The 24541-nt window shown below is 62.3% G+C and carries 21 protein-coding genes; 10 read left to right on the top strand and 11 right to left on the bottom strand.

Going from position 1 to position 24541, the window contains the following annotated elements; all coding sequences use genetic code 11:
* Positions 1-4: 4 nt before the first annotated feature.
* Both HHL09_RS11200 and HHL09_RS11195 read right to left on the bottom strand, forming a co-directional pair.
* On the bottom strand, positions 5-895 hold the full coding sequence (locus HHL09_RS11200) for a hypothetical protein (protein ID WP_169454728.1): 891 nt from the start codon (positions 893-895) through the stop codon (positions 5-7).
* Positions 892-2025 carry a hypothetical protein gene (locus tag HHL09_RS11195; protein ID WP_169454727.1) on the bottom strand — a complete coding sequence of 378 codons (1134 nt, stop codon included), beginning with the start codon at positions 2023-2025 and terminating at the stop codon, positions 892-894. Before HHL09_RS11195 ends, HHL09_RS11200 begins: the two co-directional genes overlap by 4 nt.
* Positions 2026-2240: 215 nt before the next feature.
* Between HHL09_RS11195 and HHL09_RS26530 the strand changes: the two genes are divergently transcribed.
* Positions 2241-2987: a helix-turn-helix transcriptional regulator gene (locus HHL09_RS26530; protein WP_169454726.1), complete on the top strand. Its 747-nt coding sequence runs from the start codon at positions 2241-2243 to the stop codon at positions 2985-2987.
* A gap of 24 nt (positions 2988-3011) precedes the next feature.
* Here HHL09_RS26530 and miaB read toward each other — a convergent pair whose 3' ends face one another.
* On the bottom strand, positions 3012-4382 hold the full coding sequence (gene miaB / locus HHL09_RS11185; RefSeq protein WP_169454725.1) for a tRNA (N6-isopentenyl adenosine(37)-C2)-methylthiotransferase MiaB: 1371 nt from the start codon (positions 4380-4382) through the stop codon (positions 3012-3014).
* Between the two features lie 112 nt (positions 4383-4494).
* Here miaB and HHL09_RS11180 point away from each other — a divergent pair, with 112 nt between their 5' ends.
* Positions 4495-5589, top strand: coding sequence for an SGNH/GDSL hydrolase family protein (locus HHL09_RS11180; RefSeq protein WP_169454724.1), 1095 nt, complete (start codon positions 4495-4497; stop codon positions 5587-5589).
* Here the strand turns inward: HHL09_RS11180 and HHL09_RS11175 are convergent.
* Together HHL09_RS11175 and purN are read right to left on the bottom strand one after the other, a co-directional pair.
* A complete protein-coding gene (locus HHL09_RS11175; protein ID WP_169454723.1) occupies positions 5564-6718 on the bottom strand; it encodes an acyltransferase family protein in 1155 nt (384 codons plus the stop codon). The genes HHL09_RS11180 and HHL09_RS11175 overlap by 26 nt on opposite strands.
* 79 nt (positions 6719-6797) lie before the next feature.
* The gene (gene purN, locus HHL09_RS11170; RefSeq protein ID WP_169454722.1) at positions 6798-7391 is read right to left on the bottom strand and encodes a phosphoribosylglycinamide formyltransferase; all 594 of its coding nucleotides are present in this window, start codon (positions 7389-7391) and stop codon (positions 6798-6800) included.
* Between the two features lie 261 nt (positions 7392-7652).
* On the opposite strand from purN, the gene HHL09_RS11165 reads away from it, so the two are divergent.
* The 4 genes from HHL09_RS11165 to HHL09_RS11150 all read left to right on the top strand — a co-directional run bounded on the left by HHL09_RS11165 (position 7653) and on the right by HHL09_RS11150 (position 13571).
* Positions 7653-8753, top strand: coding sequence for an aminopeptidase (locus HHL09_RS11165; RefSeq protein ID WP_169454721.1), 1101 nt, complete (start codon positions 7653-7655; stop codon positions 8751-8753).
* Positions 8754-8849: 96 nt separating this feature from the next.
* Complete coding sequence (locus HHL09_RS11160) at positions 8850-11426, top strand: family 20 glycosylhydrolase (protein ID WP_169454720.1); 2577 nt, start codon at positions 8850-8852, stop codon at positions 11424-11426.
* Positions 11427-11486: 60 nt separating this feature from the next.
* Positions 11487-13001, top strand: a complete 1515-nt coding sequence (trpE, locus tag HHL09_RS11155) for an anthranilate synthase component I (RefSeq protein WP_169454719.1) — start codon at positions 11487-11489, stop codon at positions 12999-13001.
* Between the two features lie 6 nt (positions 13002-13007).
* Entirely contained in the window at positions 13008-13571 is a 564-nt protein-coding gene (locus HHL09_RS11150; protein ID WP_169454718.1) for an anthranilate synthase component II, read from the top strand.
* 125 nt (positions 13572-13696) lie between these two features.
* Here the strand turns inward: HHL09_RS11150 and HHL09_RS11145 are convergent, their stop codons facing one another.
* Entirely contained in the window at positions 13697-14299 is a 603-nt protein-coding gene (locus HHL09_RS11145; RefSeq protein WP_169454717.1) for a CGNR zinc finger domain-containing protein, read from the bottom strand.
* Positions 14300-14401: 102 nt separating this feature from the next.
* Here HHL09_RS11145 and HHL09_RS11140 point away from each other — a divergent pair, with 102 nt between their 5' ends.
* A complete protein-coding gene (locus HHL09_RS11140; RefSeq protein ID WP_205761025.1) occupies positions 14402-15346 on the top strand; it encodes an alpha/beta fold hydrolase in 945 nt (314 codons plus the stop codon).
* Between the two features lie 84 nt (positions 15347-15430).
* Here HHL09_RS11140 and HHL09_RS11135 read toward each other — a convergent pair whose 3' ends face one another.
* Entirely contained in the window at positions 15431-16960 is a 1530-nt protein-coding gene (locus HHL09_RS11135; protein ID WP_169454716.1) for an alpha/beta hydrolase, read from the bottom strand.
* Between the two features lie 214 nt (positions 16961-17174).
* Between HHL09_RS11135 and HHL09_RS11130 the strand changes: the two genes are divergently transcribed.
* The 3 genes from HHL09_RS11130 to HHL09_RS11120 are packed head-to-tail and all read left to right on the top strand — an operon-like array spanning position 17175 to position 21156.
* Positions 17175-18251, top strand: coding sequence for a M42 family metallopeptidase (locus HHL09_RS11130; RefSeq protein ID WP_169454715.1), 1077 nt, complete (start codon positions 17175-17177; stop codon positions 18249-18251).
* A complete protein-coding gene (locus tag HHL09_RS11125) occupies positions 18248-20212 on the top strand; it encodes a hypothetical protein (RefSeq protein WP_169454714.1) in 1965 nt (654 codons plus the stop codon). Before HHL09_RS11130 ends, HHL09_RS11125 begins: the two co-directional genes overlap by 4 nt.
* Positions 20209-21156: an AAA family ATPase gene (locus tag HHL09_RS11120; protein ID WP_169454713.1), complete on the top strand. Its 948-nt coding sequence runs from the start codon at positions 20209-20211 to the stop codon at positions 21154-21156. Before HHL09_RS11125 ends, HHL09_RS11120 begins: the two co-directional genes overlap by 4 nt.
* Before the next feature lie 277 nt (positions 21157-21433).
* Here the strand turns inward: HHL09_RS11120 and HHL09_RS11115 are convergent, their stop codons facing one another.
* The 4 genes from HHL09_RS11115 to HHL09_RS11100 all read right to left on the bottom strand — a co-directional run bounded on the left by HHL09_RS11115 (position 21434) and on the right by HHL09_RS11100 (position 24533).
* Entirely contained in the window at positions 21434-21901 is a 468-nt protein-coding gene (locus HHL09_RS11115; RefSeq protein ID WP_169454712.1) for an anthrone oxygenase family protein, read from the bottom strand.
* A gap of 16 nt (positions 21902-21917) precedes the next feature.
* Positions 21918-22574 (bottom strand): FMN-dependent NADH-azoreductase, encoded by a 657-nt coding sequence (locus tag HHL09_RS11110; protein WP_169454711.1) that lies wholly within the window; start codon positions 22572-22574, stop codon positions 21918-21920.
* Positions 22575-22646: 72 nt separating this feature from the next.
* The gene (locus tag HHL09_RS11105; protein ID WP_205761024.1) at positions 22647-23009 is read right to left on the bottom strand and encodes a winged helix-turn-helix transcriptional regulator; all 363 of its coding nucleotides are present in this window, start codon (positions 23007-23009) and stop codon (positions 22647-22649) included.
* A gap of 45 nt (positions 23010-23054) precedes the next feature.
* Positions 23055-24533 carry a DUF1501 domain-containing protein gene (locus tag HHL09_RS11100; RefSeq protein ID WP_169454710.1) on the bottom strand — a complete coding sequence of 493 codons (1479 nt, stop codon included), beginning with the start codon at positions 24531-24533 and terminating at the stop codon, positions 23055-23057.
* Positions 24534-24541 lie beyond the last annotated feature (8 nt).

Below are 24541 nucleotides of genomic sequence, written 5' to 3'. Positions count from 1 at the left end.
TGCCTCAGGGTGGCAGCGGACCTTCCGAGATGTCCAACCGCATGAACTTGTGCGGGTCGGCGGTAGCGGCGCCGCCGCTGCGGCATGTAATATAGGCCCAGCCGGGGCTGAGCGCAGGCAAGCCTGCCTGAATGGCGGTGGCATCAGCACCGGTGACACGCTCCACATCGAGGTCGAAGCTAGTAAAGTCAGCCGAGGCCTGGGCCTTGTAGTGGAGATGGGTGTCGCCCATGCCGATCATCAGGAATTCGCCGCCGGGAGTATCATAGGACTCGTTCGCAGCGCGGACGGGGAAGGTGAGGGTGAGAACATTCTCACCTGCGACCGGTGCGATTTTGGCGATAACCTTCCCGCTGGAGCTGCTGCTGCCAGGATCGTCATCAAGGGCAAATTCGAAAAGGTTGCTCAAGCCGTCGTGATCCGGATCTGCGGTCAGCAGGCGGTCGGCGGGGGTGGTGACCGTGGGGAAGCCATGGACCCAGATTTCATATTCGTCACCGCTGATGACCTCGGCCTCCACGAGGGTAGGCAGGTAGCTGATCTTGATGGCGAGCCCCGCGGGCATGGCGCTTGGGCGGAGCGTTTTGAAGGTGCCCGTGAAACCGCCACCGGCGGAGAGAACGCTGAATTTCTGCCCCACGGCGGGAACGAAGGGCACGCCTGGGGACACTTCGCCAAAGTGGAGATCCAGGGAGCCATTGAGTTCCGCGATGCCGCTTACCATGATCCGGTCGGACTGGTTGGTGGCGGTGCCGATGATGTCCACATGGAGCTCCCCGGTAGGAGCCATTTGGAGCTTCTTCGCGGTAAGCTCGGTGATGGTATTGGAGCTGCCGATCCGGAGGGCTCCTTGCAGGTTGACAACGGTGTTAAGATTGGCTCCCGGCTCTGTCACCGTCTGGCTGCCGTTCGCGATGATGAGCGCGCCCGTACCCGCGAAGGTGGCACCGGCACCGATGGTGGCGCTCTTCTTGAGAATAACGCGACCGGCGTTTTGTGCAGACCGCCGCTGAAGGTGTAGGGCACATCGATCACCAGTGTGCCGTCGGCATCCATCACCGTGATGGTTCCGCCTGCCTGCGTGAAAGCCATGCCGCCGATGGTGGCGGTGCCGGCAGGAGCGCCTCCGGTGCCAGCAATGGCACCGTTGTCGATAGCAAGGGTGCCGCCGGTGCCGAGGCTCCATGAGGTGTTGGCACCGACAAGCCACCTGCCGTCGATGATCAGCGTGGAATTCTGGACCATCGAGAGGCTGCCATTGAAGGCGTCTGCGAGCGGGATTCTGGTCTCGAGGGTCTGATTGCGGTCGATGTGGACGATGCCGGTTTCCAGCGAGCCATCGAGGTCGAAGGTGGCGCTGTAATCGCTGGTGCCGAAGTAAAGGCGGGTGGGCTCCGGCGGGGGAAAAGAGGTGGAGGTGGCGTTGCTGGCGGTGATGGTGCCGTTGTTGTTGATGGTGGTGTTCAGGGCGTAGTTGCCTCTATCGCCAAGATTGACATAGCCATGGCCGCGGAGAGTGCCGCCGGAGGTCGTCAAGTTGCGGCTGGAGGTGAGCGAGTCCAGCGAGACTGAACCGTTGTCCAGGAAGAGAGTACTGCCGCTGCTGATACCAATGTTGCCGTCGTAGACTCCCAGGTAGCTGCTGGGGGCCACCAGCCGGGTATTGGTGCCGCTCAGGGCGACGGAGCCGGACACGGACATGGGCTGACCGCTCATATTCAAGGTGCTCCCGCCGGACATGTTGAGGGAACCAATCGAATGGCTGAGGACAAACGGACTCGAAATGATGAGCCTGACAGTATGAGGAGTACTGAAGCTCGCATCGTCGTTGTCGTCGGGCTCGTCGGCAGGCGACCAGTTTTCGCTGCCGAAGGCATTATCCCAGTTCCCGTTACCACCGATCCAACTGGCGCCGTCAGCCACCCCTGCGGTGGCAAAGCAGAGGGCGCCCGCGAGAGCTGCGGATAGAAGGTGATTCGAGCTGCTGGGGAAGCTCGGGCGTAGGAGGAGAGGAGGGGTGTTCATTGGGTTTGTCCTTACCCGAGGGGATGCCCAGCTGAAGGAATGGGCCAGGTGGAGCCTGAGTAAGGGGAGGGTGTCTCCTGATAACAAAGAGTCATGTCCCAGGTCGAGGCCATTCCATCGTGCCCGTCCGGCCCTTGCGGCGGCTGAGACGTTCAGGCACCGGTCCTTGGAAGTTAGCTCTTCCAAATTACGCGGAATTCCGAATCATCCCGCGTATGCGCACGCTTTCCTGTGCGGAAGTCGGGAGATTCAATGAGGCGGTGCTCCTCGTCCACCGGACGCGGAGTGCCGAGGAGTTTTCCAGCCACCTGTTAGGAGCCATGCGCAAGGTGCTCAGCGCCGACATCTGCGTGGTGGATTGGTATGGCTTCCAAGGGCTGGATGTCCGCACGGTCTATGATCCCATGGATGCGGTGCCGGCCGCGGTGAATGCTTCCCTGCATGCCCACGCGCACCAGAATCCCGTCTATGAGCAATGCCGCGGCAGCGTCGGCGCGATCTCGGATTTCCTGAGCCGGAAGCAGTGGCACCTCACGGATCTCTACGCGCAGGGCTTCAGCCAGGTAGACCAGGAAGATGGCCTGGTGCTGGACATGTCGCTTCGCAAGGACTGCCGCTTGAGCCTGATCGGTTCCCGCGGCAAGCGCGGCTTCACTGCTAACGAACGGGGCTTGTTAGCCTTGCTTGAACCGCACGTGCGGGAGGTTTTCTCCCGCCTTCAAGTCCAGCAGCGTTTGGCAAGATCCCTGGGCGAGGACGCGAGCTTGGAGGATGTCCCTCTCAGCATGCGGGAACGTGAAGTCCTCAGATGGCTCGCGGAGGGGAAGACCAATGCCGAGATCGCCTTCCTGCTGGAGATCAGTCCGGGCACGGTGAAGAAGCACCTGGAAAATATCTACGCCAAGCTCGGGGTGGAGAATCGCCACGCCGCCGCACTGGTCGCGGTGAGGTTACGCCTCTAGGGGCGGCGCGGTTTTTTCGCCCTGTCAGATCACGCTGCCGTAGAGCGTGAAGCCCGTGCTCTCCTCCACGCGGATGTCGAGCAGTTGCCCGGTCAGCTTGTGGGCGTCACCGTCGAAGATCAGGATCTTGTTGGTGTCCGTGCGTCCGGTGAGGCGCTGTTTGTTGGTCTTCGAGGGTCCCTCGCAGAGCACGCGCTGCACCGTGCCGACCATGGCCTGGTGCTTGGCCTTGGCGATCTCGTTGACCACGTCCAGCAGGCGCTGGTTTCGCTCCTCCTTCACGCGCTCCGGGAGCTGGCCGTCCATGTCGGCGGCCGGGGTGTCCTTGCGCTTCGAATAGCGGAAGACGAAAGCGTTGTCGAACTGCAGGCGTTGCACGGTTTCCACCGTCGCCATGAAGTCTTCCTCTTCCTCACCGGGGAAGCCGACGATGATATCCGTGGTGATCGCGATGCCGGGCCGGGCGGCCTTCATCTTCTCGCAGATCTCCACGAACTTCTCGTTCTTGTAGGGCCGGCGCATCGCCTTGAGGATGCGGTCGGATCCGCTCTGCATCGGAAAGTGGATGTGCGAGCAAAGCTTCGGCAGGTAGGTGAAGGCGGCGACCAGATCGTCGCGATAGCCGATCGGGTGAGGCGAGGTGAAGCGGATGCGCTCGATGCCCTCGACCGCATGCACCTGCTCGAGGAGTTGCACGAAGGGCGACTTGCCATCCACCTTCTCGAACTCCGTGCGACCGTAGAGGTTCACGATTTGTCCCAGCAGCGTGATCTCCTTCACGCCGTGATCGCGCAGGCGCTTCACTTCCTCCACGATCTCCTGGATCGGGCGACCGCGTTCTTTTCCGCGGGTATCCGGCACGATGCAGAAGGAGCAGCGCATGTTGCAGCCCTGCATGATCGAAACGAAGGCGGAGGCGTTGAGATCCTTTGGGATATGGTCGCGGATCGTGTTCTGCGAACCTGCTTCCTCCTCCACGTCGCAGACGCTTTCACCGGTGAGGGAGAGTTCCAGCTCATCCATCCGGCGCTGCAAGCGGCGCTGGAGGATGGTGTCCACATACTCGAAAACCTTGTGGTACTTCTGCGTGCCCACCACCACGTCCAGGTGAGGGATCCGCTCGAAGAGCTCCGGGCCGCGGCTCTGGGCCATGCAGCCCATGAAGCCGAAGACCACGTGGGGCTTGTTCCGCCGGTAGCTGCCCATGTTCCCCATTTTTCCCAGCGCCTTCTGCTCGGCCTGGTCACGGACCGAGCAGGTATTCACGAGGATGGCATCTGCCTCCGCTTCCACGGGGGTGACCGTGTAGCCGCCTTCGCTGAACATCTGCGCGACTTGTTCGGAGTCGCGTTCGTTCATTTGGCAACCGTAGGTGCGGATGTGGACTTTTGGCATAGGGACCGGGGCGGCGGACGCTAGCGGCCCCCGGCCGGGGTTTCAAGCCGGGAGAAATACGGGAATTTTGCGGTTGTCGGGGGGCTTCCCGGCCCCCCAAAGATCCGCGCGCATGCGTTGGCTTTCCTTTATCCCGGCTGCTGCGGCGCTCGCCCTCAGCTCCTGCAAGCTGGTCCACGGTCCACCGGAAAAGCGCGCGGAATTCCCTGCCTCCCACCCCGCGGTTCACTACGTCGGGCGCTGGGAGGAGACGGCGGACGGGGACCGGCGGGCCTCATGGCCGGGATTTTACCTCAGCACCGGCTTCACCGGACGCTCGATCGCGGTGCAAATCGACGACCCGGGAAATTACTTCAATGTCCACATCGACGGGGAGTTCCAGCGGGTCGTGCGAGGTCCCGGGAACGCGGGCTGGGTCACCTTGGCAAAAGGGCTCTCTCCGGGGTCTCACAGTCTCCGGCTGGCGAGGCGGAATATTTCCTTCGCCCGGCCCACCGAGATTTCCCGATTTGCCCTGGATGAGGGTTCCCGCCTCATCGACGAGCGTTCGCAGCCACGCCTCAAGATCGAGTTCATTGGCGATTCCTTCACGGCTGCGGAGGGAAATGAAGCGACCGCGCCGACCTTGCCTTGGGAAAGGAAGTTCGCCGTCACCGATTCCGAGAAAGGCTATGCCGCGATGATCGCCCGGGATCTGGATGCGGAGTACGTCACCGTCTGTCGTTCCGGAAACGGGGTGCTCTGCGATTGGCAGGGCAGCCGTTCCAGTGCGATGGTCGAGCGCTATGGGCGCACGCTCATGGACGAGCGGAGTCCGCGCTGGGACTTCAGCTGCTGGACTCCGGATCTGGTGGTGATTTCCCTCGGCCTGAATGACCGCACCGGTCTGGCGCGGAAGGACGGCAGCATCCGGGAAAAGGACTCCGCCAATTTCCGCCGGGAATATCGCCGCCTGATCGATACCGTACGCGCCGCCCATCCTCAGGCGCGGATCGTGGCGCTTTCGCCCTACACGCCTTGGGCTCGTGAGCAGATCGGCCGGGTGGTGACCGAGCTCGGCAGCCCGCGTGTGACCTATGCCACGTTCGACGAGTTTCCCGGCGGCTATGTGGCGGACGGTCATCCCACGGTCGAGACCCACCGCAAGATGGCAGATCAGATCCTGCCGCAGTTGCCGGGGCTCAAACCTTCGCGGAATCGTAGGTGAAATGGCGCTTCAGGGACAGGATCTTGGCCTCGAAGAAGTGCCAGCTTAGCCAGGAGAGGGACAGCGTGGCGGCGGTGGCCACGATGAAGTAGATGGCGGTTCCCGCCCAGCCCGGACCTACCAGGGGTACGGCCAGCCGTTCCCAGATGAAATGAACCCACACGCTCCGCAGGGCGTGGTGGTACACATAGATCCCGTAGCTATATTTCCCGAACCAGCGGAGGAGATCGGACTCGAAGAAACGCCGGAAGAAGCTGAACCCGGTGGTCTTCGAAGCGAGCGCGACGCAGGCGGCTCCGCAGAACAGCATGATCAGCGGCTCGTACATCGCGAGGTGCTTTCCGAAAAAGGTCCGGTCCAGCAGCAGCAGCAGTCCCGACAGGCAAAAGACAGGAAGCGCCATCCTCATCCAGCGCGGCTTCCGGGCCGGATTCTTCCAGACCACCGCCAGCAGGCCCCCTGCCGCCAGCAGGCCGGTGCGGCTGAGCGTGGAGGTGTAGGTGGCCTGGTCGCCGATGGTTAGGTAGAGCCACCCCATGACCAGAGGATTGGTGATCACCAGCAGCAGGCACAGCCGGAAGAGCCACTTCGGGTTCACGAAGAAAACCACCAGCGGCCAGACCATGTAGAACTGTTCCTCCACCGCGAGCGACCAGAAGTGGCCGAGGTCGACCCATGTCGGGGAGGTCAGCCAGTCACCCTTGAAGGCCATGCCGATGTTCGAGGCATAGAGCCAGTACCACCACGGAGAGTCCGCACCGGTCAGCTTGGGAGCATCTTCGGGAGAAAGCAGCGGGACGGAGAGGAAGGCCACCGCCAGCACGAGGTAGTAGAGCGGGAAGATGCGCAGGGCCCGGCGGATGTAGAAGGTACGGAAGTAGTGCGACTTTTTCTTCGCCTCCACCAGGATACCGGTAATCAGGAAGCCGCTCAGCACGAAGAACAGGTCCACCCCTAGGAAGCCGCTGGAGATCAGGCGATGCAGGGGCAGGCTCTCGTTCAGGTGGTCACCCTGCTTGATGAAGTGACTGAACATCACCATCAGGATGGCCAGGCCGCGCACGCCATCCAGACCGGGGATATGCTTGGCCACCTCCTCCTGGGTTGCACCGGGAAGATCGTCTTTCATGAGGCGACCGGTGCGCGGAGGGCTTGGGTTTCAGGCATCATCGGCGGGCAGATCCTCCAGATCCCCGCATTTCCGGCAATCACATTCCCGGTGCGGGGACGGCAAGTTTCCGCGCCACGATCCGGATCGCTTCGGGGTAGATGCGGTGCTCCGCTTCGAGGATCCGTTCGTGCAGGGATTCCGGGGTGTCGCCTTCAAGCACCGGCACCTTTCCCTGCAGGATGACCGGCCCGGTATCCATCCCGCCATCGACATAGTGGACCGTGCAGCCGGTCTCCTTTACCCCGGCTTCCAGCGCCTGTCGCCATGCCTGCAGGCCGGGAAAGGCGGGCAGCAGGGCAGGGTGGATATTGAGGATGCGATCCGGGAAGGCCTCGAGGAGGGGCTTTTTCACAAGCCGCATGAAGCCGGCCAGACATACCACATCGACTCCGGCTTCCTTGAGTGCGGCGGCGGTCTCCGCCTGCGCCTCCTCCGGGAACTTGGACTTGAAGCCCCGGCAATCGATCAGCGCGGTCGGGATGCCGGCCTTCCTTGCTCGTTCCAGAATGTAGCCCTGCGGGTTCTCCGTCATCACCAGCGCAATGGTCGCGGGAATCGAGCCATCCGCGACGCCATCGAGGATCGCCTGCATGTTCGAGCCGGAACCGGAGCCAAGGATGCCGAGACGCATGGCGGGAGGAGAAGCGGCACCGGCGGCCCTGCGCAAGAGGGATCATGTGACGGCATGCTTGAGAATCGAGGAGTCGCTTTCGACTGGCTCCAAAGAGGCGGTGGAACTTCCGGAAAAGAGCGCGAAAGGCTCAAGCGCGTCCTCGAACGGCAAGGTGAGTTCCCGACAAAAGATCACACCCGATTCGCAAGCCCCGATCTAAAACCGCGCCCCGGCTGCTTTTCGGATTCCGCCTTGGGAAAAGCCTCGCTAAGCAGACGCATGCACGACCCGCGCATCGATCAGCTTGCCCGCCAACTCGTCCGCTACTCCACCTCCCTGCAGAAGAGAGAAAAGATCCTCCTTGATCTCTACGATGTGCCGGAATCGATCGGCTTGGCCCTGATCCGCGAGGCCCGCGCCAAGGGTGCGCTGCCCGTGCTGCGCCTTCACAATTCCCGCCTGACCCGCGAGATGCTGAAGGGTGCGGAAGACGAGCAGTATAAGATCATGTCGAAGCATCTTCTCGCCGAGATGAAGGACATGGACGCCTACATCGCGATCCGCGGCAGCCACAACATCGCCGAAAGCAGCGATGTCCCGGCGACGAACATGAAGCTCGCGATGAAGCACATGCGCCCGGTAATCGATTGGCGCGTGAAGAAGACCAAGTGGTGCGTGCTCCGCTGGCCGACCCCTTCGATGGCCCAGCAGGCCGGCATGAGCACCGAGGCCTTCGAGGATTTCTACTTTGATGTCTGTCTGGTCGATTACAAGAGCCTCGTTCCTGCCGCCACCGCGCTGAAGAAGCTGATGGACCAGACCGACAAGGTGCAGATCAAGGGCCCGGGCACCGACCTCACCTTCTCGATCAAGGACATCCCCGCCATCGTCTGCGCGGGCACTCACAATATCCCGGACGGCGAGGTCTTCACCGCTCCGGTGAAGGACTCCGTGAACGGCGTCATTTCCTACAATGCCCCGACCATCTATCAGGGCATCCCCTTCGACTCGATCAAGCTGACCTTCGAGAAGGGCAAGGTCGTGAAGGCCGAGTCCCCCGGGAAGAACAAGGAGATCAACAAGATCCTCGATAGCGACGCGGGCGCCCGCTACATCGGCGAGTTCGCCCTCGGCTACAATGCCGCCATCAAGCACCCGATGCGCGATATCCTCTTCGACGAGAAGATCGGCGGTTCCTTCCACTTCACCCCGGGCCAAGCCTACGAGGAAGCCGACAATGGCAACCGCTCCCAAGTCCACTGGGACATGGTCTGCATCCAGCGCAAGGACTACGGCGGTGGCGAAATCCTCTTCGACGGCAAGGTGATCCGGAAGGATGGCGTCTTCCTGCCGAAGTCGCTGGCCAAGCTGAACGGCTGAGCCCGCTAACAGTGAAAGCAGGTGCCGGCCAGGATGCCCGGCACCTTTTTGGAAATTCGGGGGAAGAGCGGGTGCGTCCAAGGGCGTAATCCCGCGGTGGTTGCTCCCGTTTCCCTTGCTTGCGCCTTCTCCCTATTCCTCGGGGCGGGCCTTCTTCACGCCGCGGAAAATCCGGAGCCCTCGGTCATTCCCTCGCTCCAGCAATGGCAGGGCAGGGAAGCTGCGACAGTCTTTGGCCCGGCGACGCGATTGCTGATTTCCAGCGACGAACTCTCCGATCTGGCGGAAGGCGTCGCTCATGATCTCCTCCTTCAAACCGGCAGCTTGCCTGCGGTTGCCAAGGGGGAGCCTCATCCGGGAGACATCGCCTTGGTTCTCGATCCCGCCTTCCCCCAGCCGGGCAAAGAAGCCTACGCCCTCGAAGCGGGCGAACATCTGACCCTCACCGCCCGACATCATCTCGGTATCCTCCGTGGATCAAGGACCCTGCTTCAGGTTCTCTCCCAAGCGCCCTCGCATGATCGCTTCCCTTGCGGGAAAGCCATCGACTTCCCGAAGTACCGCATGCGCGGAGTCACCCTCGATGTCTCGCGGAAGTTCTACACGATCGGCTACCTGCGCCGCCTCGTCCGCGACCTCGCGTGGTACAAGCTGAATGTCCTTCACCTGCATCTCACCGATGACCAGGCTTTCCGCTTGGAGAGCGAGACCTTTCCCGGACTCGCAGCGAAAGACGGCCACTATACCAAGCAGGAGTTCCGCGATCTCATCGAGCTCGGCAAATCGCTGGGCGTCACCGTGGTCCCGGAGATCAATGGTCCCGGCCACGTTGGAGCCATTCTCCGCTACCGGCCGGAGCTTGGTTCCCACGGTGCTTTCGATCTCCGGAATCCCGCGGGCATGGAGTTCATGAAGAAGCTCTGGTCCGAGTATCTCGATCCCCGGCATCCGACCTTCACCGGCCCCGTGGTTCACATCGGCACCGATGAAGTGGAGACCTCCACCCAGGAGGATCGCGAGCTTCTCCGCGCATGGATGAACGAGATCTTCGCACACGTGCATGCCTACGGAAAGGAAGCGCATGCATGGGGTGGTTTGGATCGCTACAGCGGCACCACCCCCGTCGACAAGCGGCTCCAGATCGACCTCTGGAACTGGGGCTGGGGAAATGCCGCCACCGCCTTGCCCGCCGGCCACCGCCTCACGAACATCGACGACGCCAAGCTCTACATCGTGCCCTACTCCGGGATCTATCGCGACTACCTCGACACCGCCGATCTCTACCGCAACTGGGAGCCGAACCAATTCCCCGCGCTCACCGTTCCCGCGGATCATCCGCAGATGAATGGCGCGAACTTCGCCATCTGGAATGACCGCTCGCCCTCCTACGGCATCTCGATGGACGATACCACCGACCGACTTCTCGCCGCCGTGCCGGTCTTCGCCGAGAAATGCTGGCGCGGCTCCCGTGAGGATGCCGATTACTCCGCCTTCCAAACCCGCAGTTCCCTCATCAAGGAAGACCCCGCGGCAAACCTCCGCTATTCCGCCGCCACCGTCGCGAAGGATGGCTCCCTTTTGACGTATCGCTTCGACGGCGACCTTGATGACCGTTCCGGAAACGACCGCACCGGCCATGCGAAGAACATCGCCTTCATCCCCGGCGAAACCGGCCAAGCCCTCCAATTGAAAGGCGGCGAAAGTTACGTCGCCACACCTCTCGAAGCGAAGGGCTTTGGTTACACCCTCTCTTTCTCCCTGAAGCCGGATCCCGGAAATCCTCCGGACGCCATCATCCTCGAATCCCCCCAAGGAACCCTCACCCTCAACACCAAAGGCAGTGGCAAGCTCGGCTTTGCGAAAGAGGGTGACACCACCCTCTTCGACTTTGCTCCGCCTGCCGACCAATGGTCCGACATCACCCTCACCGGTGACTCGAAAGGCACCTGCCTTTACGTGAATGGCGACGAACACGTGGAGCGCCTCGTCCACCGCATGCGGCTCACTACCTTCGCCCTTCCACTCGCGCGGATCGGCAGCGATCACCACGCCTTCATCGGGGCCATCGACAATTTCACGGTCCTCGATCGACCCGTGGACCTGCTCGGTGCAGGCCGCAATCTGGCCCTTGGCAAGCCGGTTACCGCGTCTTCATGGGAACTCGGACGCGCCGAACTCGCCCCGGGAAAAGCGGTCGATGGCGATCTCTCGACCCGCTGGTCCACCGCGGCGATCCCGGATGGCTGGCTCACCGTGGATCTCGGGAAAATCGAGACCCTCGACCGCGCCGTGATCCATTGGGAGATCCAGCGCGGAGCCCGCTATAAGATGCTGGCATCCAAGGATGGAGAGTCTTGGGTCAATGTCCTTGCCGACGATTCGACGTTCACCGTGGAGCGTCGCTTTGACCCGCTCTCCTTTCCGCCGGTCGAGGCCCGCTTTCTCAAATTCCAAGGCGTCGAGCTCTCGAATTGGGGCTACGCGATCTTCGAGATCGAGCTCTACGGCCCCGGCAGAAAGCTGGAGTCGGCCTACCGGGACGCCATTTCCCGCGCCCGCAGCCTCCTCGCCCAAGAGGGCGGCGACCCCGCCGAGCGCGCTCGCGCGGCGGATCTGGTGGCTGATTTCCCCCTCGGCATGGAGGGTGGCAGTCCTTCGGGAAATCCGCGCTAAGCCCGGTGGATTCAGCACCATCGGTTGTCCTCGGGACTTGCGCCCGGGCCGTTCGCGGGCATGCTCCCGCGCGTTGTGAATCCACTACCGGTCGAACCGTCGTTCGAAGCCTTCGCCAAGCTGGCCGGGCAGGGAAATGTCATCCCTGTCTACACCCAGCTTGCCGCGGACTTCGAGACGCCGCTGTCCGCGTACCTCAAGGTGCGCGACGCGCGTCATTCCTTCCTGCTCGAGAGCGCCGAAAGCACGGATAAGAGCGGACGATGGTCGATCATCGGCAGCGGCCCGCGCCGCGTCATCGAGGCCCGCGGCAAGGATCTGACGATCCGCGAAGGTTCCTCCGTCGAAAAGGTCACCGTGGAGGACGACGTCCTGGCCGCGCTAGAGCGTCACATGGCGGGCTACAAGCCGGTCACACACGGGAACCTGCCGCCCTTCTGCGGCGGCTTGGTCGGCTACCTTTCCTACGACGCGGTCCGGCAGTTCGAGTCCACTGTCCCGGCCCACGCCAATGACGACCTCGGGATCCCGGATGCCGTGTTCTTGCTGGCGGATACCCTGATCGTCTTCGATCAGCGCCTCCGCCGCCTCCAGATCATCGCGAATGCATTCACCGGCGATCACGCCACGCTTGAGGAAGCCTACGGCGCTGCCCAAGCGAAGGTCGCCGCCATCGTGGAAATGCTGAACCGCCCGCTCCACGTGCCGGCCCTCAATGGCCTCGCTCCCGTGGAACCGGAAAAGGCGGAGAGCAATACCACCCAGGCCGAGTACGAGCAGATGGTGCTCGAAGGAAAGGAGTTCATCGCCGCGGGCGACGTCTTCCAGTTCGTCCCCAGCCAGCGCTTTGCCGCGGACTTCCACCGTTCTCCAGTGGATCTCTACCGTGCCCTGCGCCATGTGAATCCCTCGCCCTACATGTTCATTCTGGAACTGGGCGATTTCTCCTTGGTCGGCTCTTCGCCCGAGGTCCACGTCCGCGCCATCGAGGGCCGCATCGACATTCGTCCGATCGCGGGCACCCGCTGGAGGGGTAAGACTCCCGAGGAGGACGATGCCCTTGCCGCCGATCTCCTCGCCGATCCGAAGGAGCGCGCCGAGCACCTCATGCTCGTCGATCTCGCCCGGAATGACGTCGGCCGCATCGCCGAGCACGGCAGCGTGAAGGTCGATGACTTCATGATCATCGAGCGCTACAGCCACGTGATGCACATCGTGTCGAATGTCACCGGCACGCTCGATGACACCCACAGTGCCTACGACGTGCTGCGCGCCACTTTCCCGGCGGGCACCGTCAGCGGCGCGCCGAAGATCCGCGCCATGCAGATCATCAACCAGCTCGAGAAAAGCCGCCGCGGCGCCTATGCCGGCGCGGTCGGTTACTTCGGCTTCGATGGCGGCCACGACTCCTGTATCACCCTCCGCACCTGCCTGCTGAAAGACGGCAAGGCCTATGTCCAAGCCGGTGCCGGTGTCGTCGCGGACTCCGATCCCACTTACGAATACAACGAGACGGTGAACAAGGCCAAGGCCCTGCTCCGCGCCATCGCCCTCGCCAAAACCCTCGAAGGATAAGCCGCCATGTTGCTCATCATCGATAACTACGACTCCTTCACCTACAACCTCGTCCAATACTTCGGCGAGCTCGGGGCGGAGATGAAGATCGTGCGGAACGACGCGCTGACGGTGGACGACGTGAAGGCCCTGAAGCCCGAGCGCATCTGCATTTCACCTGGTCCCTGCACGCCGACGGAAGCGGGCATCTCCTGCGAACTCATCGAGAAACTGGGCGCCACCACCCCGATTCTCGGCGTCTGCCTCGGCCACCAGTCGATCGGCCAGGTCTACGGCGGAGACGTCGTCCGCGCGGATCGCCTCATGCACGGCAAGACTTCGCCCATCCTTCATGAGGGGCAGAGTGTCTTCGCCGGGCTTCCGAGCCCCTTCGAGGCGACCCGCTACCACTCCCTGATCGTGAAGCGCGAGACCCTCCCGGACTGCCTGGAGATCACCGCATGGACCGCTGAGGGCGAGATCATGGGCCTGCGCCACAAGGAGCACCCGGTTCACGGAGTCCAGTTCCACCCCGAGTCGATCCTGACTCAGGACGGAAAGCGGATCTTGGAGAACTTCCTCGGGTTCTAAGCCGATCTCCCTTTGCCCCAAAGGGGCATCGTAGCAAAGCCCCGGGTTGGCCGCAGGCCTACCCGGGGTGCCTCATTGGTGCATCGCCAACGCCAAAGGTGTTGCGAACGGGGTTTGCTCCATTTCTAGCTAGTCCGCTTCTTCGCCTGCCGTTCGCGGAAAGCCGCCACCTTATGCCGGTTCCCGCAGGCCGCCGCGCTGCACCACTGGCGGCGATGATTCTTCGTGGTGTCGTAGAAATACAGCACGCACCCCGGTCCCGCGCATTGCCGCAGGTACTCATGGTTGCACTCCGTGAGAAAGACCGCGATCTGGCGTGCTAGGATAGCCAGCGCCCGCTCGCTGCCCCGTAGCCTTGACTCGGACCGCTGCAGCCCGACCGCCCCGTCCTCTGCGACCACCGCTTCTGAAAAGAGATCCTTCTCCAAAGCCGCGTTCAGGGTTTGCAGGAACTCCTTGCGGAGCGGCTTTTCCTCCAGGATTCCCTCGATCTGCTTCGCCCAGGCTCTTCGCAGCGCCACCACCGCTTCCACGGCCGCCTCGCCCTCGGCCTTGGTCGCTTCGAGGGCCGTCCCATCGCTGAGATTCGCCTGCCGAAGCCACTCCACGATGTCGCCCCAGGACCGCAGCTGGTCTTCCAACTCGCCGTGCGGCGCGTAGAGGGTATTTGCGAAATCCAAGGCCGGATGCTCACCAAGGAAAACGAATTCAGGGCCAACTGTGCTCACGTGCCGATTGTAACCTTTAAAATTAGATTTGACAAGTTTCAGGGATGGAGACATCGAGTAACTGTCATTTGTGATTTTTGAAGGTTACAACAATTCACTCCAATGAACACGTCATCCATCCTCGCGTCCGGAGCCCTTGCGCTCTCGCTCTTCACCGCATCCCCGGCAGCCGCCGAACCCGGGAATACCGTGGTCCGCTACAAGACCGTCACCCTGCCTGAAGCCGATATCTTCTATCGCGAAGCCGGAGACCCCGGAAAGCCGGTCATCCTCCTGCTCCACGGCTTCCCGACTTCCAGCCACATGTTCCGGGACCTCATCCCCGAGCTTTCCGGAGACTTCCACGTGATGGCCCCGGATCTTCCCGGCTTCGGCTTCTCCAGCGCGCCCGATCACACCAAGTTCCAGTACACCTTCGACCACCTCGCCAAGGTGATGGGGGACTTCGTGGAGCAGCAGAAGCTCGGGAAGTTCTCGATCTACATCTTCGACTACGGCGCGCCGGTCGGCCTGCGCCTGGCCCTGAAGTATCCTGATCGCATCACCGGTATTGTTACCCAGAATGGGAATGCCTACGTCGAAGGCCTTTCGGAAGAAGGCTGGAGGCCCGTCAAAACCTATTGGGACAAGCCCACTCAGGAAAATCGCGATGCTCTCCGCAAGTTCTTCAGCCCCGAAGTCACCCGCTGGCAGTACGTCCATGGCGTGAAGGACGAAAGCCTCGTCGCTCCCGAATCCTACACGCTCGATCAAGCCATGCTTGACCGCCCTCAGAGCGCGGAAGCCCAGCTTGATCTCTTCGGTGACTATCAGAACAACGTGAAGCTCTACCCGAAGTTCCAGGAGTTCTTCCGCACCTACAAGGTGCCCACCCTTGCGGTGTGGGGAAAGAATGACCCCTTCTTCCTTCCTCCCGGTGCGGAGGCCTACAAGCGTGACAACCCGGATGCCAAGGTCGTCTTCTATGACACCGGGCACTTCGCGTTGGAAACCCACGCCAAGGAGATCGGCGCGGAGATCCGCAGCTTCTTCGCCGCCAAGAAGTAAAACCCGTCGTCAGATGCTCTGAGGGATCTCGGCTACAAGATCCCATTCATCCAGTCCATTCCGGTCCCCATCCTTGCAGATACCTCACTTCTGCGATCCTGTGATGGCCTCCACGGCCGCGTGTGGATCGCGGGGTGAGAGGGGATAGTGGGCGATGCCTTCTTGAAGGATCACGGTGATCTTCCCGCCGAGTGCCGTGTAGCGCTTCTCGACCGCGCGGGTCTGGTCCTCAAGGGCTGGGTCGAGAGATCCGCAGACATGGATCAGCGGCACCTTCGCCGTCGCCAGCGGTGCCAGGTTCTCCAGCAGCGGTTCCTCCGACATGAAGGACTGCAGCACCGGATTCTCGGCATAGATGCCGGATACCTTGTCGGGATTCGCGATCGCCCATGCGTAGGCTTCACCGGCCGCGCGGCCTGCACCTTCCATCACCGGCTTCGCGGAAAAGCCATGGCCGGTGAGATGCTTGTAGACCGCATTCCAGTGCTTCAGGTCCGCACCATCCTTGTTGTAGGAAATGGGGCCTGTGACGATGTGGTAGCCCTTCGCGAGCAGGGCCAGGTCCACCGTCGCGTCCCGCTCCACCACGCCCGCGCGGAAGACCCACGGCGTTCCGGCGGCGGCCTTCTTCGGCACGATCACATTCACCGCCCCTTCCACTTCCGGCAGCTCGAAGGCGTAGCGATCATAGCACCCGGTAAAGCGGGCACCACGGCTGGTGATCGAGGTGCCCTCCGTTTCCGAGAAGGCATAGCTCATGTCGTTGCCATAGAAACTGCTCCTCCGGCTCTTTTCACCTGCGAAGGCCGGCGTCGCGGTGCTGCGTGCCTGGACGCTTTGCTCGATGAAATCGGCGATCGGCTTCGGATCACGCAGGCTATGCGGATGGTGACCCGCTCCGTCCTTGAGGATCACCGAGATCCGTCCGCCCATTTGCTGATAGATCGTTTCGATCAGATTGGAGAATCTCCCCAGCAGCGGGTCCATGCTTCCGCAGACATGGAGCAGTGGCACGTCATTCTCGGCCAGACCTCCCAGCCCCGCGATCATCTGTGCGTTTCCTCCCGGATTGTCCGCATAGATGCAGGAGACCTTGGTCGGGTTCGCCGTTGCCCACGTGTAGGAATACTCGCCGCCCCGGCTCATGCCGATGAAGGCAGGCTTCGGCGATAGTCCGTGCTCCGTTGTCAGGAACTCGTACCACTTGTCCCATTCCTTGCCGGGTCGCAGCTCCGCGTTCGCCGAGATGTAGGCGATGTGGAATCCGCGCCTCAGCAGCTCGACCTCGGTCTGCGGTTCATGGTCCCAGTAGCAGCCCTGCCATGACCACGGATTTCCCGGTGCGGCCTTCTTCGGCGCGATCACCACGCAGCGTCGGGTCCCCGGTTTCGGATCGCGCACCGCGAAGTTCTCCCCGGCCGGAGCCTTGAAGGGCGAGATCTCCAGCGTCTCGACATTCATGATGAAGTCGTAGCGGACGAAACCATCGTGCCAGGTGCTCGTTCCTCCATTGAAGGCGGCGACCTCGGCGGCCTGCGCCGCGATTGGCAGCGCCGGCAAGGCTACCGCAAAAGTGAAGAGCAAGGCAGCAAGCGCGGGAACACGGGTACGCATGGGATCGATGGGTTTACGCTTCATCCTGTGGTCGGCGGCGTGAGCATGGCAAGTTGCCCTGCTGTCCCCTGAAATGGGTGAAAATAGCATTTGGCGTAGCCGGATCCCGGAGAACCGCTTGGAAATGGGAGGCTTCGGGCTGGAGGAAAGATCTCTGTCCGCTAAACCTCACTCCCCGATTGCCCTCTGCCCTACAACTGCTTGAATGGCGGGGATGACGAAAGACGACCGGGACTTCCTCTTCACCCTGCTCAAGACCCCTAGCCCCACCGGTTTTGAAATGCCCGGCCAGCGCGTTTGGGCGGATTATCTCCGGCCGACCGCCTCGGAGATCGCTTGCGATGCCTACGGCTCCACTTGGGCGACCCTCACGGGCAAGTCCCAGCGTAGCGTGATGCTCGCCGCCCACGCCGATGAGATCGGCTTCATGATCAAGACCATCCAGCAGGATGGCTTTATCCGGATCGACCGCATCGGTGGCAGCGATACCGCCACTGCCCGCGGGCGTCGTATCATTTTCCAAGGCGACAAGGGTCCCGTGATGGGGATCATCGGCAATACCGCGATCCACCTGCGCCGCGACAGCTTGGGTGACGAAAAAGCCCCGCAGATCCACGAACTCTGGGTGGATGTCGGTGCTTCGAATGCGAAGGAAGTCACCGCCATGGGCCTGCGCGTCGGTCACCCGGGCGTCTATGAAGACGGCCCGACCGAGCTGGCCCACAAGCGCCTCGTCGGTCGCGCGATCGATAATCGCATCGGCGGCTACATCATCGCCCAAGTCCTGAAGCGCATCGCAAAGGGTAAGAAGAAGCCAGGCTTCTCCCTGATCTGTGCGAACATGGTGCAGGAGGAAATCGGCGGAAACGGCGCCATGATGGCCACCTACCGGCTCTTCCCGGATGTCTGCGTCTGCCTCGATGTCACCCACGCCACCGACACTCCGGGCATCGACAATTCCAAGTTCGGCACCGTGAAGCTGGGCGGTGGCCCGACCATCAGTCACGGTACCGCCAGCCATCCGCTGGTGGTGCAGCGTCTCATCGACGTTGCGGACAAGGCGAAGATCCCCGTGCAGCATGAGGCCAGCAGCCGCTTCACCGGCACGGACACGGACAAGATTTTCCACATGCGCGAGGGCGTTCCCAGTGCGTTGGTATCCTTGCCATTGCGTTGCATGCATTCGGTCGTGGAAACGGCGCACCTCGATGACATCGAGCGCACCATCGATCTCCTCACCGGCTTCGTGCTCTCGCTGCAGGCGTCCGATCGCTTTCACCAGACTCTATGAGATCCGCGGCCGTCATCGCCCTGCTGCTCGCAGGCGGCATCGCTTATGGGGGGCAGAGCCCTTCGGAAGCCGCCGTCGAGTGGCTGCGCCATGTGGCGTCGGGCGAGGCGGAAGCGAAGCTCGTGGACGAGACCGCGATTTCTCCGGACACCAGCGAGGATGATTTGAAAGCGATCCGGAAGAGGATTTCCCATCTTCGCGAGGGCCTGCGCCCGGACGATCTGAAGGCAGTGGCCGACAGGGAAGATGGCGACCTCGCCGCGGTGCTCGTCTCGCAGATCACGAATTTCGATGCCGACAGCGTGCAGATCCACGCGGTGGGCTTGGTGAAGAGCGAAGGCCGCTGGGTGCCCGCGCCGCTTCCATCGTCTTTCAACAACACCGGGCTCAGCCTTCGTCCCGGCTTCCTGAAGCGCATGAAGGGCTTGGAAGACTGGATGCTCCGCACCCGGAGCACCCAGCTGGTGCGCTTGAAGGAGGACGCCTTCTCCGTGCTCTTCGATGAGATGAAGAAGGTGAAGAGCCCGGAGCAGCTCCATAAGGCCACGCCCGGGAATCTGGCGAAGGACTTTCTCGCCGCGCTACAGGCGAAGGATCTGCCCGCCGTGCTCGCGATGCTCGGCGGCCTCGAAAATCCGCGGCCTGCGGACTTCGATGATGCCTTCCCGATCTTGTCCCGCATCCTGCAGCGGAAGGAGATTACCCATCCCCAGTGGCGGCTGCTTGCCGCACCGGAGGCCGCACGAGCCATCGTGCTGGTGGAGGAAAATCAATCGGATGCCGTGGTGAGTGTGGTGGGGATCGATCCCGCGGCGAACTTCGCCCTGCGCCCGCGCGCGAAGTCCGTGCAGTTGCCCTTCGTGAAATCGAAGGCCGGGTCATGGCGCATCGACCTGCCGCATGAATTGCTCAGCCCCCAGGCTCCGAAGAAGTCGCCGGGCCGGGAGGATGAAGCGGAGAACTACGATGCGGATCTCCTTGCACTGCTTCCCGAGAAACTTGCGGAGACGCTCACGGCAAAGCCGGAGCCAAGCGCGCAAGACGCCGCGCAGGCAATGATGGCCGCGCTCCAAGCCCCTTCTTTCCAAGAAGTTTGCCGACGCATGGATCCCGGGGCGAGGAGGTCCGCCGGGGTCGAGGCCATCAGTCGTGCGGCCATGCTCTGGCAGCGCATCCACCAGCCGGCGGGAGCCGCTTCTCCGATCTTGCTTGAGGTGCACGAAGAAGGTGACGACGCCTGCGCCCTGATCCAGATGTTCTCCGGGCAAGATCCTGGAAAGGCGGCCATCGAGACCTTGTTTTTCCATCGCGGTCCGGCGGGCTGGCTCGCGAATAGCGGCTTCTCCGGTGCGCCCGCGCTCGCCCACGTGAAGGATGGCGGGGCGATGGGCAAGTGGATCGGCACCGCGGTCCAGACGCGCGAGAGAAATTGGTCCGCGGGTGTATTCGTCCGGATCGGCGGGATCCCTGCGGATTCCGCACCAAGCGAGGAAGAAGCCCGCAAGGTGGTGGATGAGTGGCGCTCTGCCATCGCCGCCGGTGACGGGGCGCGCATGCTCGCGTTGTCCGCCTGCTTTGATGATGACGCGGGTTCGGCCGGCTTGTTGAAGAAGACCAGCTACGAGCTCATGCCGCGTCAGAAGGGCGAGATCCTTGGGATTCATCGCGCCGGACGCTGGGCCGCCGTATCCCTGCGCGTGCCTCCGGCCCATGGGGATGATTCCGCCGATGGCTATCCTCTCATCGTGGTGGCATCCACGCCGTCAGGCCCGAAGGTCCTGCCGGAAATTGATCTCTACGACCCGCTCACGCGTAGCCGCGAATTCCTGAACCGCAGCGTTTGGGATCGTGTGACCGCCCGCCTTCCGGAAGGCGCACGCGGCGAACTTGAGTCCATCTACGAGAAACATCGTACCCTTTCCGCCGCTACCCGCGAGAGCCGCCCGAAATCCACCGAATGAGCGAACTGCCTTCCGCCCGACGTACCGCCAGCCTGCTTGAAAATGCCGTCCGCACCGTTGTGCGTGGCCAGGATGCAGCTCTCCGGAATATCCTCGCCTGCCTTGCGGCCGGTGGTCACGCCCTCGTGGAGGACGTGCCCGGCACCGGCAAGACCACCTTAGCCAAGGCGATCGCCCGCTCCGTGGGCGGTGCCGGCTTCAAGCGCGTGCAATTCACCCCGGACCTGCTGCCGGGGGATATCCTCGGAGTCTCGATCTTCGATCCCCGGACCCAGGAGTTCCGCTTTCGCCCCGGTCCGGTATTCGCCGATATCCTGCTCGCGGACGAAATCAACCGCGCCTCCCCGCGCACCCAGTCCGCACTGCTGGAGGCCATGGCCGAGCGCCAGGCGACGATCGATGGCGAGCGCCATGATCTCGATGGCCTCTTCTTCGTCATCGCCACCCAGAATCCCGTGGAGTTCCGGGGAACCTATCCGCTGCCGGAAGCACAGATGGACCGCTTCATGATCCAGAGCCGTCTGGGTTACGTGACGGCAGAGGAAGAACGCGCCATCCTTTCCGACCAGATTCACCGCCATCCCGTCGACACGCTGGAGCCGGTGGTGAACCGCGACGAACTCGTGGCCTTGCTTGAGGCGACGCGTGGCGTCCGCATCAGCGATGAATTGCGCGGCTACATCGTGGACATCGTGTCCTCCACGCGGACCCGCGATGAAGTGCAGCTTGCCGCCAGCCCGCGCGCATCTCTCGCCCTGATGAAGATGGCCCAGGCGCTGTCGCTTTTCGAAGGCCGCGACTTCGTCGTGCCGGAAACCATCCAGGCCGTCGCCGCGGATGTCATCGCGCACCGCATGGTGATCTCCCCGGAAGCGAAGCTCTCCGGCGTCACCGGGCGCCAGGTCGTCGAGAACATCCTCCTCGAGCTGCCGGTTCCCGTTTGAGGAAACAAGGTGAGCCGCACGAGGTGTCGGATCGTTCGTGAGAACGGAGGCGGGCTTCGATCAGGAGTTCCGCCGTTGCCGTCTCGTCGGCCCTGGCAGTAGAAGCCCGCCCTTGCATGCGCCAAACTTCCCGGCGACATGCTTTCTACGCGCTGCTCCACTCCGCCCGGATTCCCTCACTTCGATATTCATGTTGGGCATTCGATCCTCACTCCTTCCCGCCTGTTATTTTTCCAGTTTCTATCAGGCGTAACAGGTCGAAGGACCTCCCATCCCTTCACGCCCTCCCCATCACTAACAGCAACGTCGCCACGAACGACGAAAGCGTGCGCACATGATTCCACATCGTCCACCGCGAGAGGTAGTCGCTCCATGTCTCCGTGCTCGCTGGCGCATTCGCGGAAACCGCAGCCAGGCCGTTGTTCAGCGGCACATTGAAGACCATCGTCACCAGGAAGCATCCGACAAAATGGATCACCGCTCCGGCAAACATCAGCCGCGCCGCAGGGAGATCCAGCTTCCCAACGGTCGTCGCCGTCACTGCCAGGCATAGCACTCCGGATCCGAGGAACGCTGGCAGAAACCACGACTTCACCGCACACACGTTGATGGATTGCATCGCGGAGATGCCCTCTGCAGCAGGGATCTTCTCCAGCGCTTTCATCACGAAACTGGAAAAGGTGAAAAAGACTCCGGCCATCAAACCGCAGGCCAGGATCGTCACGAGATTCAGATGAGGATTCATGGCGGTAGGAATCAGTTCAGTTCACCGGTTGGGCGACAGGGGTCAGCTTCCCGGCTGCTCGATCGATCGAAAGCTCCGCTTCCTCCACCGATCTCTTGAAACGCTTGTCCTGACTTTCTTCAAAGCCCACCCGGATCAGCGAAATGTTATCCAGCCCGACGAAGGACAGCACCGACTGCAAATGCGGATCCAAAAAATTGAAGCGCTCGTTCAGTCCTCCCGGCTCATAACCGGAAGTGCCTGTTGCGGTGATCAATACCACCGGCCTCGACGGCAGCAGCGGCAAATAAGGATCGGCCTCGTCATCCTTGAAGTCGAAGCTGCGGCCCACGCGTACAATCTGGTCGAACCACGCCTTCATCTGCGCTGGCATCCCGAAGTTGTACATCGGCACACCCATCACGATCGCGTCGGCCCGCAGGATCTCCTCGATGAACGTTTCGCTCTCCTCCAGCGCGGCATGCATCTCCGGTGTCCGCTGATCGGCGGGACTGAACGACGCAGCCACCCACGCTTCGCTCACCGGCGTCGGCGGGCGGATGCCCACGTCGCGGTCGATGATCTCTGCATCCGGGTAGGCTTCCTTCCATCGCTCGACGAAGCGGGCCGTAAGCTGGCGGGTGATCGAACGCGTCACGCGTCCGCTGGCATTGATGACGAGAAGCGATTTCATAGGGACGCAGCATGCGCCCGATCCGCTCATCCTGCTTCGTCCGAAGATTGTGAGTGACTCACAGGAATGTGATCAGCCTGCCGTCTTGCCCTGCCGCTCCATGTAGGCCTTTCCCCATTCCTCCAGCTCATCCATCACGTTCGACAGCGCCTTGCCATGCTCGCTCAGCGAATACTCCACGCGCACCGGCACCTCGGCGAAGATCTCCCTTCGCACCACCCCGTCCGCTTCAAGCTGGCGAAGCTGCACGGTCAGCGCCTGCGCCGTCACCTGTGGCAAGGCTTCCTGCAGCTGCGAGAAGCGCTTCGTGCCGCAATTGAGCTCCCACAAGATCGAGGGCTTCCATCGGCCACGGATCACATCCAGCGCCGCCCGCACCGGGCACTCGTCGCGCAACGGATCGATCTTCTGTTCGTAGCCGGTCAGGTCCTTCACGCTTTCAAGTTATGTGCGCATCCTTGGGGAGACAACCCGATTTCCTCAGCCGAAGAATCCCAGCGGTCCCGTGGCTCCCGGTGTGAAGAAATTTCCCACGTTCGGCAGCACCAGATGCAAGCTCGAAGGAGGGACCCCCAGCCACAGCGCCAGCTCGCCGAAATATTCGTCGCAGCTCGTCGTCGGGATCATCCGCCCGCGTCCGGTATCCAGCGGATTCAGCTCCGCCCCGTTGCCTTCAGGATTCAAGGCGAGGCCCGGATACTGGCCGAAGATTTTTCGTCCGTCCACCGCGCCACCCATGATGAAGTGGTTGCCGCCCCACGCATGATCGGACCCTTGGTCATTGCTGGTGAGCGTGCGTCCGAAGTCCGAGCCGGTGAAAAGCGTCACCTGATCCTGCACGCCGAGCAACGCCAGTTGGTCCCAGAAGGCACCGATCGCATCGTCCACGTCTCGCAGCATCCATTCCTGTTCGGCCAGTGTATTGCTGTGGTGATCCCAGCCGCCGAGGTTGACGAAGAAGGTCTGCCGCAGCGCGCCCATCGTGCTGCGTCCCATGATCGCCTTCGCCACCTGGTGAAGCTGCTGTCCCAGCCGGTTCGCTGGCAGGTCCAGTGCTTGGTTTGCCACCAATCGGAAGTCCACGCTTCCAGGCAAGGTTCCCAAGGTGGCCTCATGATAGATCGCGTAGGCATCTTGGGCGTCCCGGCGCTTCTGTTGCACGGTTTGCTGCAGCAGGTGGCTGTATTGCCGGGCCAGCATGCTGTCCACCGCGGCGCTGCTCACATCGGTGAGATTGTTTGCACTGTAGCCCTCCGCGTAGCCGAGCAGCGCTTGGGCCCCGCCTTCGGTCGCCGAGATGCTTGGCTTCACCGCATACTCGGCTCCCGTGACACCGCTTTGGAAGACATTGCTGCCATCCATGGAAATGTTCATCGAGACCAGCTGGTTGGGATTGATGTCCTTGATCAGGTCCATCATCCGGCCTCCCCAGCCGATTCCGGAGCGGCTCTGCGGGACGCTGGTTTGCCACTGCTCGATCTGATCCGAGTGCGAGTAGAGTCCCAACGGCAAGCGCTTGGAGGCATTGTTCACCTGCCCTCGATTCAGCACCGGCTCGATCAAAGTCCCCACATTCGCGACGAACGCCGCATCCCCGGTCTCGAAGCGAGCGGCGAGCTTCGGCATGGAAGGATGCACGGCAAAGGTCCTGCCGGGCGTGTTCTGCGGATGGATCTCATGGAGCCCCGTCAAAGGCAGCGCGAGGTTCCCCCGGCTGTTCTCATACTCGGCCCGCGCGTTTGCATGGGTCGCAGACGGCCCGCTCAGCGGCGACAGCATGTTGAAGCTGTCATTCCCTCCGCTCATGAACAAACACACCAGTGCGCGGTATTCACCCGGTTGCGGGGGCGCGGCATTGGCGATCGAACTTGCGAGGCGCAGGTTCAACAAGGTGTTCAATACCGGAATGGCGCTAACCGCTGAACAACTGGCTTGGCCAAGGAAACGGCGACGATTCATGGAAGGAA

The sequence above is a fragment of the Luteolibacter luteus genome, assembly GCF_012913485.1.
GTDB classification, from domain to species: domain Bacteria; phylum Verrucomicrobiota; class Verrucomicrobiia; order Verrucomicrobiales; family Akkermansiaceae; genus Haloferula; species Haloferula lutea.
The sequence above is the reverse complement of the archived record's forward strand: the minus strand, read 5'-3'. Positions and strand labels throughout refer to the sequence as shown.

Excerpts from the sequence above, each read along its gene's own strand:
- HHL09_RS11100 (WP_169454710.1), bottom strand. The coding sequence starts at position 24,533 with ATGAATCGTCGCCGTTTCCTTGGCCAAGCCAGTTGTTCAGCGGTTAGC.
- HHL09_RS11195 (WP_169454727.1), bottom strand. The coding sequence starts at position 2,025 with ATGAACACCCCTCCTCTCCTCCTACGCCCGAGCTTCCCCAGCAGCTCG.
- HHL09_RS11115 (WP_169454712.1), bottom strand. The coding sequence starts at position 21,901 with ATGAATCCTCATCTGAATCTCGTGACGATCCTGGCCTGCGGTTTGATG.
- HHL09_RS11110 (WP_169454711.1), bottom strand. The coding sequence starts at position 22,574 with ATGAAATCGCTTCTCGTCATCAATGCCAGCGGACGCGTGACGCGTTCG.
- HHL09_RS11180 (WP_169454724.1), top strand. The coding sequence starts at position 4,495 with ATGCGTTGGCTTTCCTTTATCCCGGCTGCTGCGGCGCTCGCCCTCAGC.
- HHL09_RS11125 (WP_169454714.1), top strand. The coding sequence starts at position 18,248 with ATGAGATCCGCGGCCGTCATCGCCCTGCTGCTCGCAGGCGGCATCGCT.
- HHL09_RS11130 (WP_169454715.1), top strand. The coding sequence starts at position 17,175 with ATGACGAAAGACGACCGGGACTTCCTCTTCACCCTGCTCAAGACCCCT.
- purN (WP_169454722.1), bottom strand. The coding sequence starts at position 7,391 with ATGCGTCTCGGCATCCTTGGCTCCGGTTCCGGCTCGAACATGCAGGCG.
- HHL09_RS11150 (WP_169454718.1), top strand. The coding sequence starts at position 13,008 with ATGTTGCTCATCATCGATAACTACGACTCCTTCACCTACAACCTCGTC.
- HHL09_RS11140 (WP_205761025.1), top strand. The coding sequence starts at position 14,402 with ATGAACACGTCATCCATCCTCGCGTCCGGAGCCCTTGCGCTCTCGCTC.
- HHL09_RS11165 (WP_169454721.1), top strand. The coding sequence starts at position 7,653 with ATGCACGACCCGCGCATCGATCAGCTTGCCCGCCAACTCGTCCGCTAC.
- HHL09_RS11135 (WP_169454716.1), bottom strand. The coding sequence starts at position 16,960 with ATGCGTACCCGTGTTCCCGCGCTTGCTGCCTTGCTCTTCACTTTTGCG.
- miaB (WP_169454725.1), bottom strand. The coding sequence starts at position 4,382 with ATGCCAAAAGTCCACATCCGCACCTACGGTTGCCAAATGAACGAACGC.
- HHL09_RS11175 (WP_169454723.1), bottom strand. The coding sequence starts at position 6,718 with ATGAAAGACGATCTTCCCGGTGCAACCCAGGAGGAGGTGGCCAAGCAT.
- trpE (WP_169454719.1), top strand. The coding sequence starts at position 11,487 with ATGCTCCCGCGCGTTGTGAATCCACTACCGGTCGAACCGTCGTTCGAA.
- HHL09_RS26530 (WP_169454726.1), top strand. The coding sequence starts at position 2,241 with ATGCGCACGCTTTCCTGTGCGGAAGTCGGGAGATTCAATGAGGCGGTG.
- HHL09_RS11120 (WP_169454713.1), top strand. The coding sequence starts at position 20,209 with ATGAGCGAACTGCCTTCCGCCCGACGTACCGCCAGCCTGCTTGAAAAT.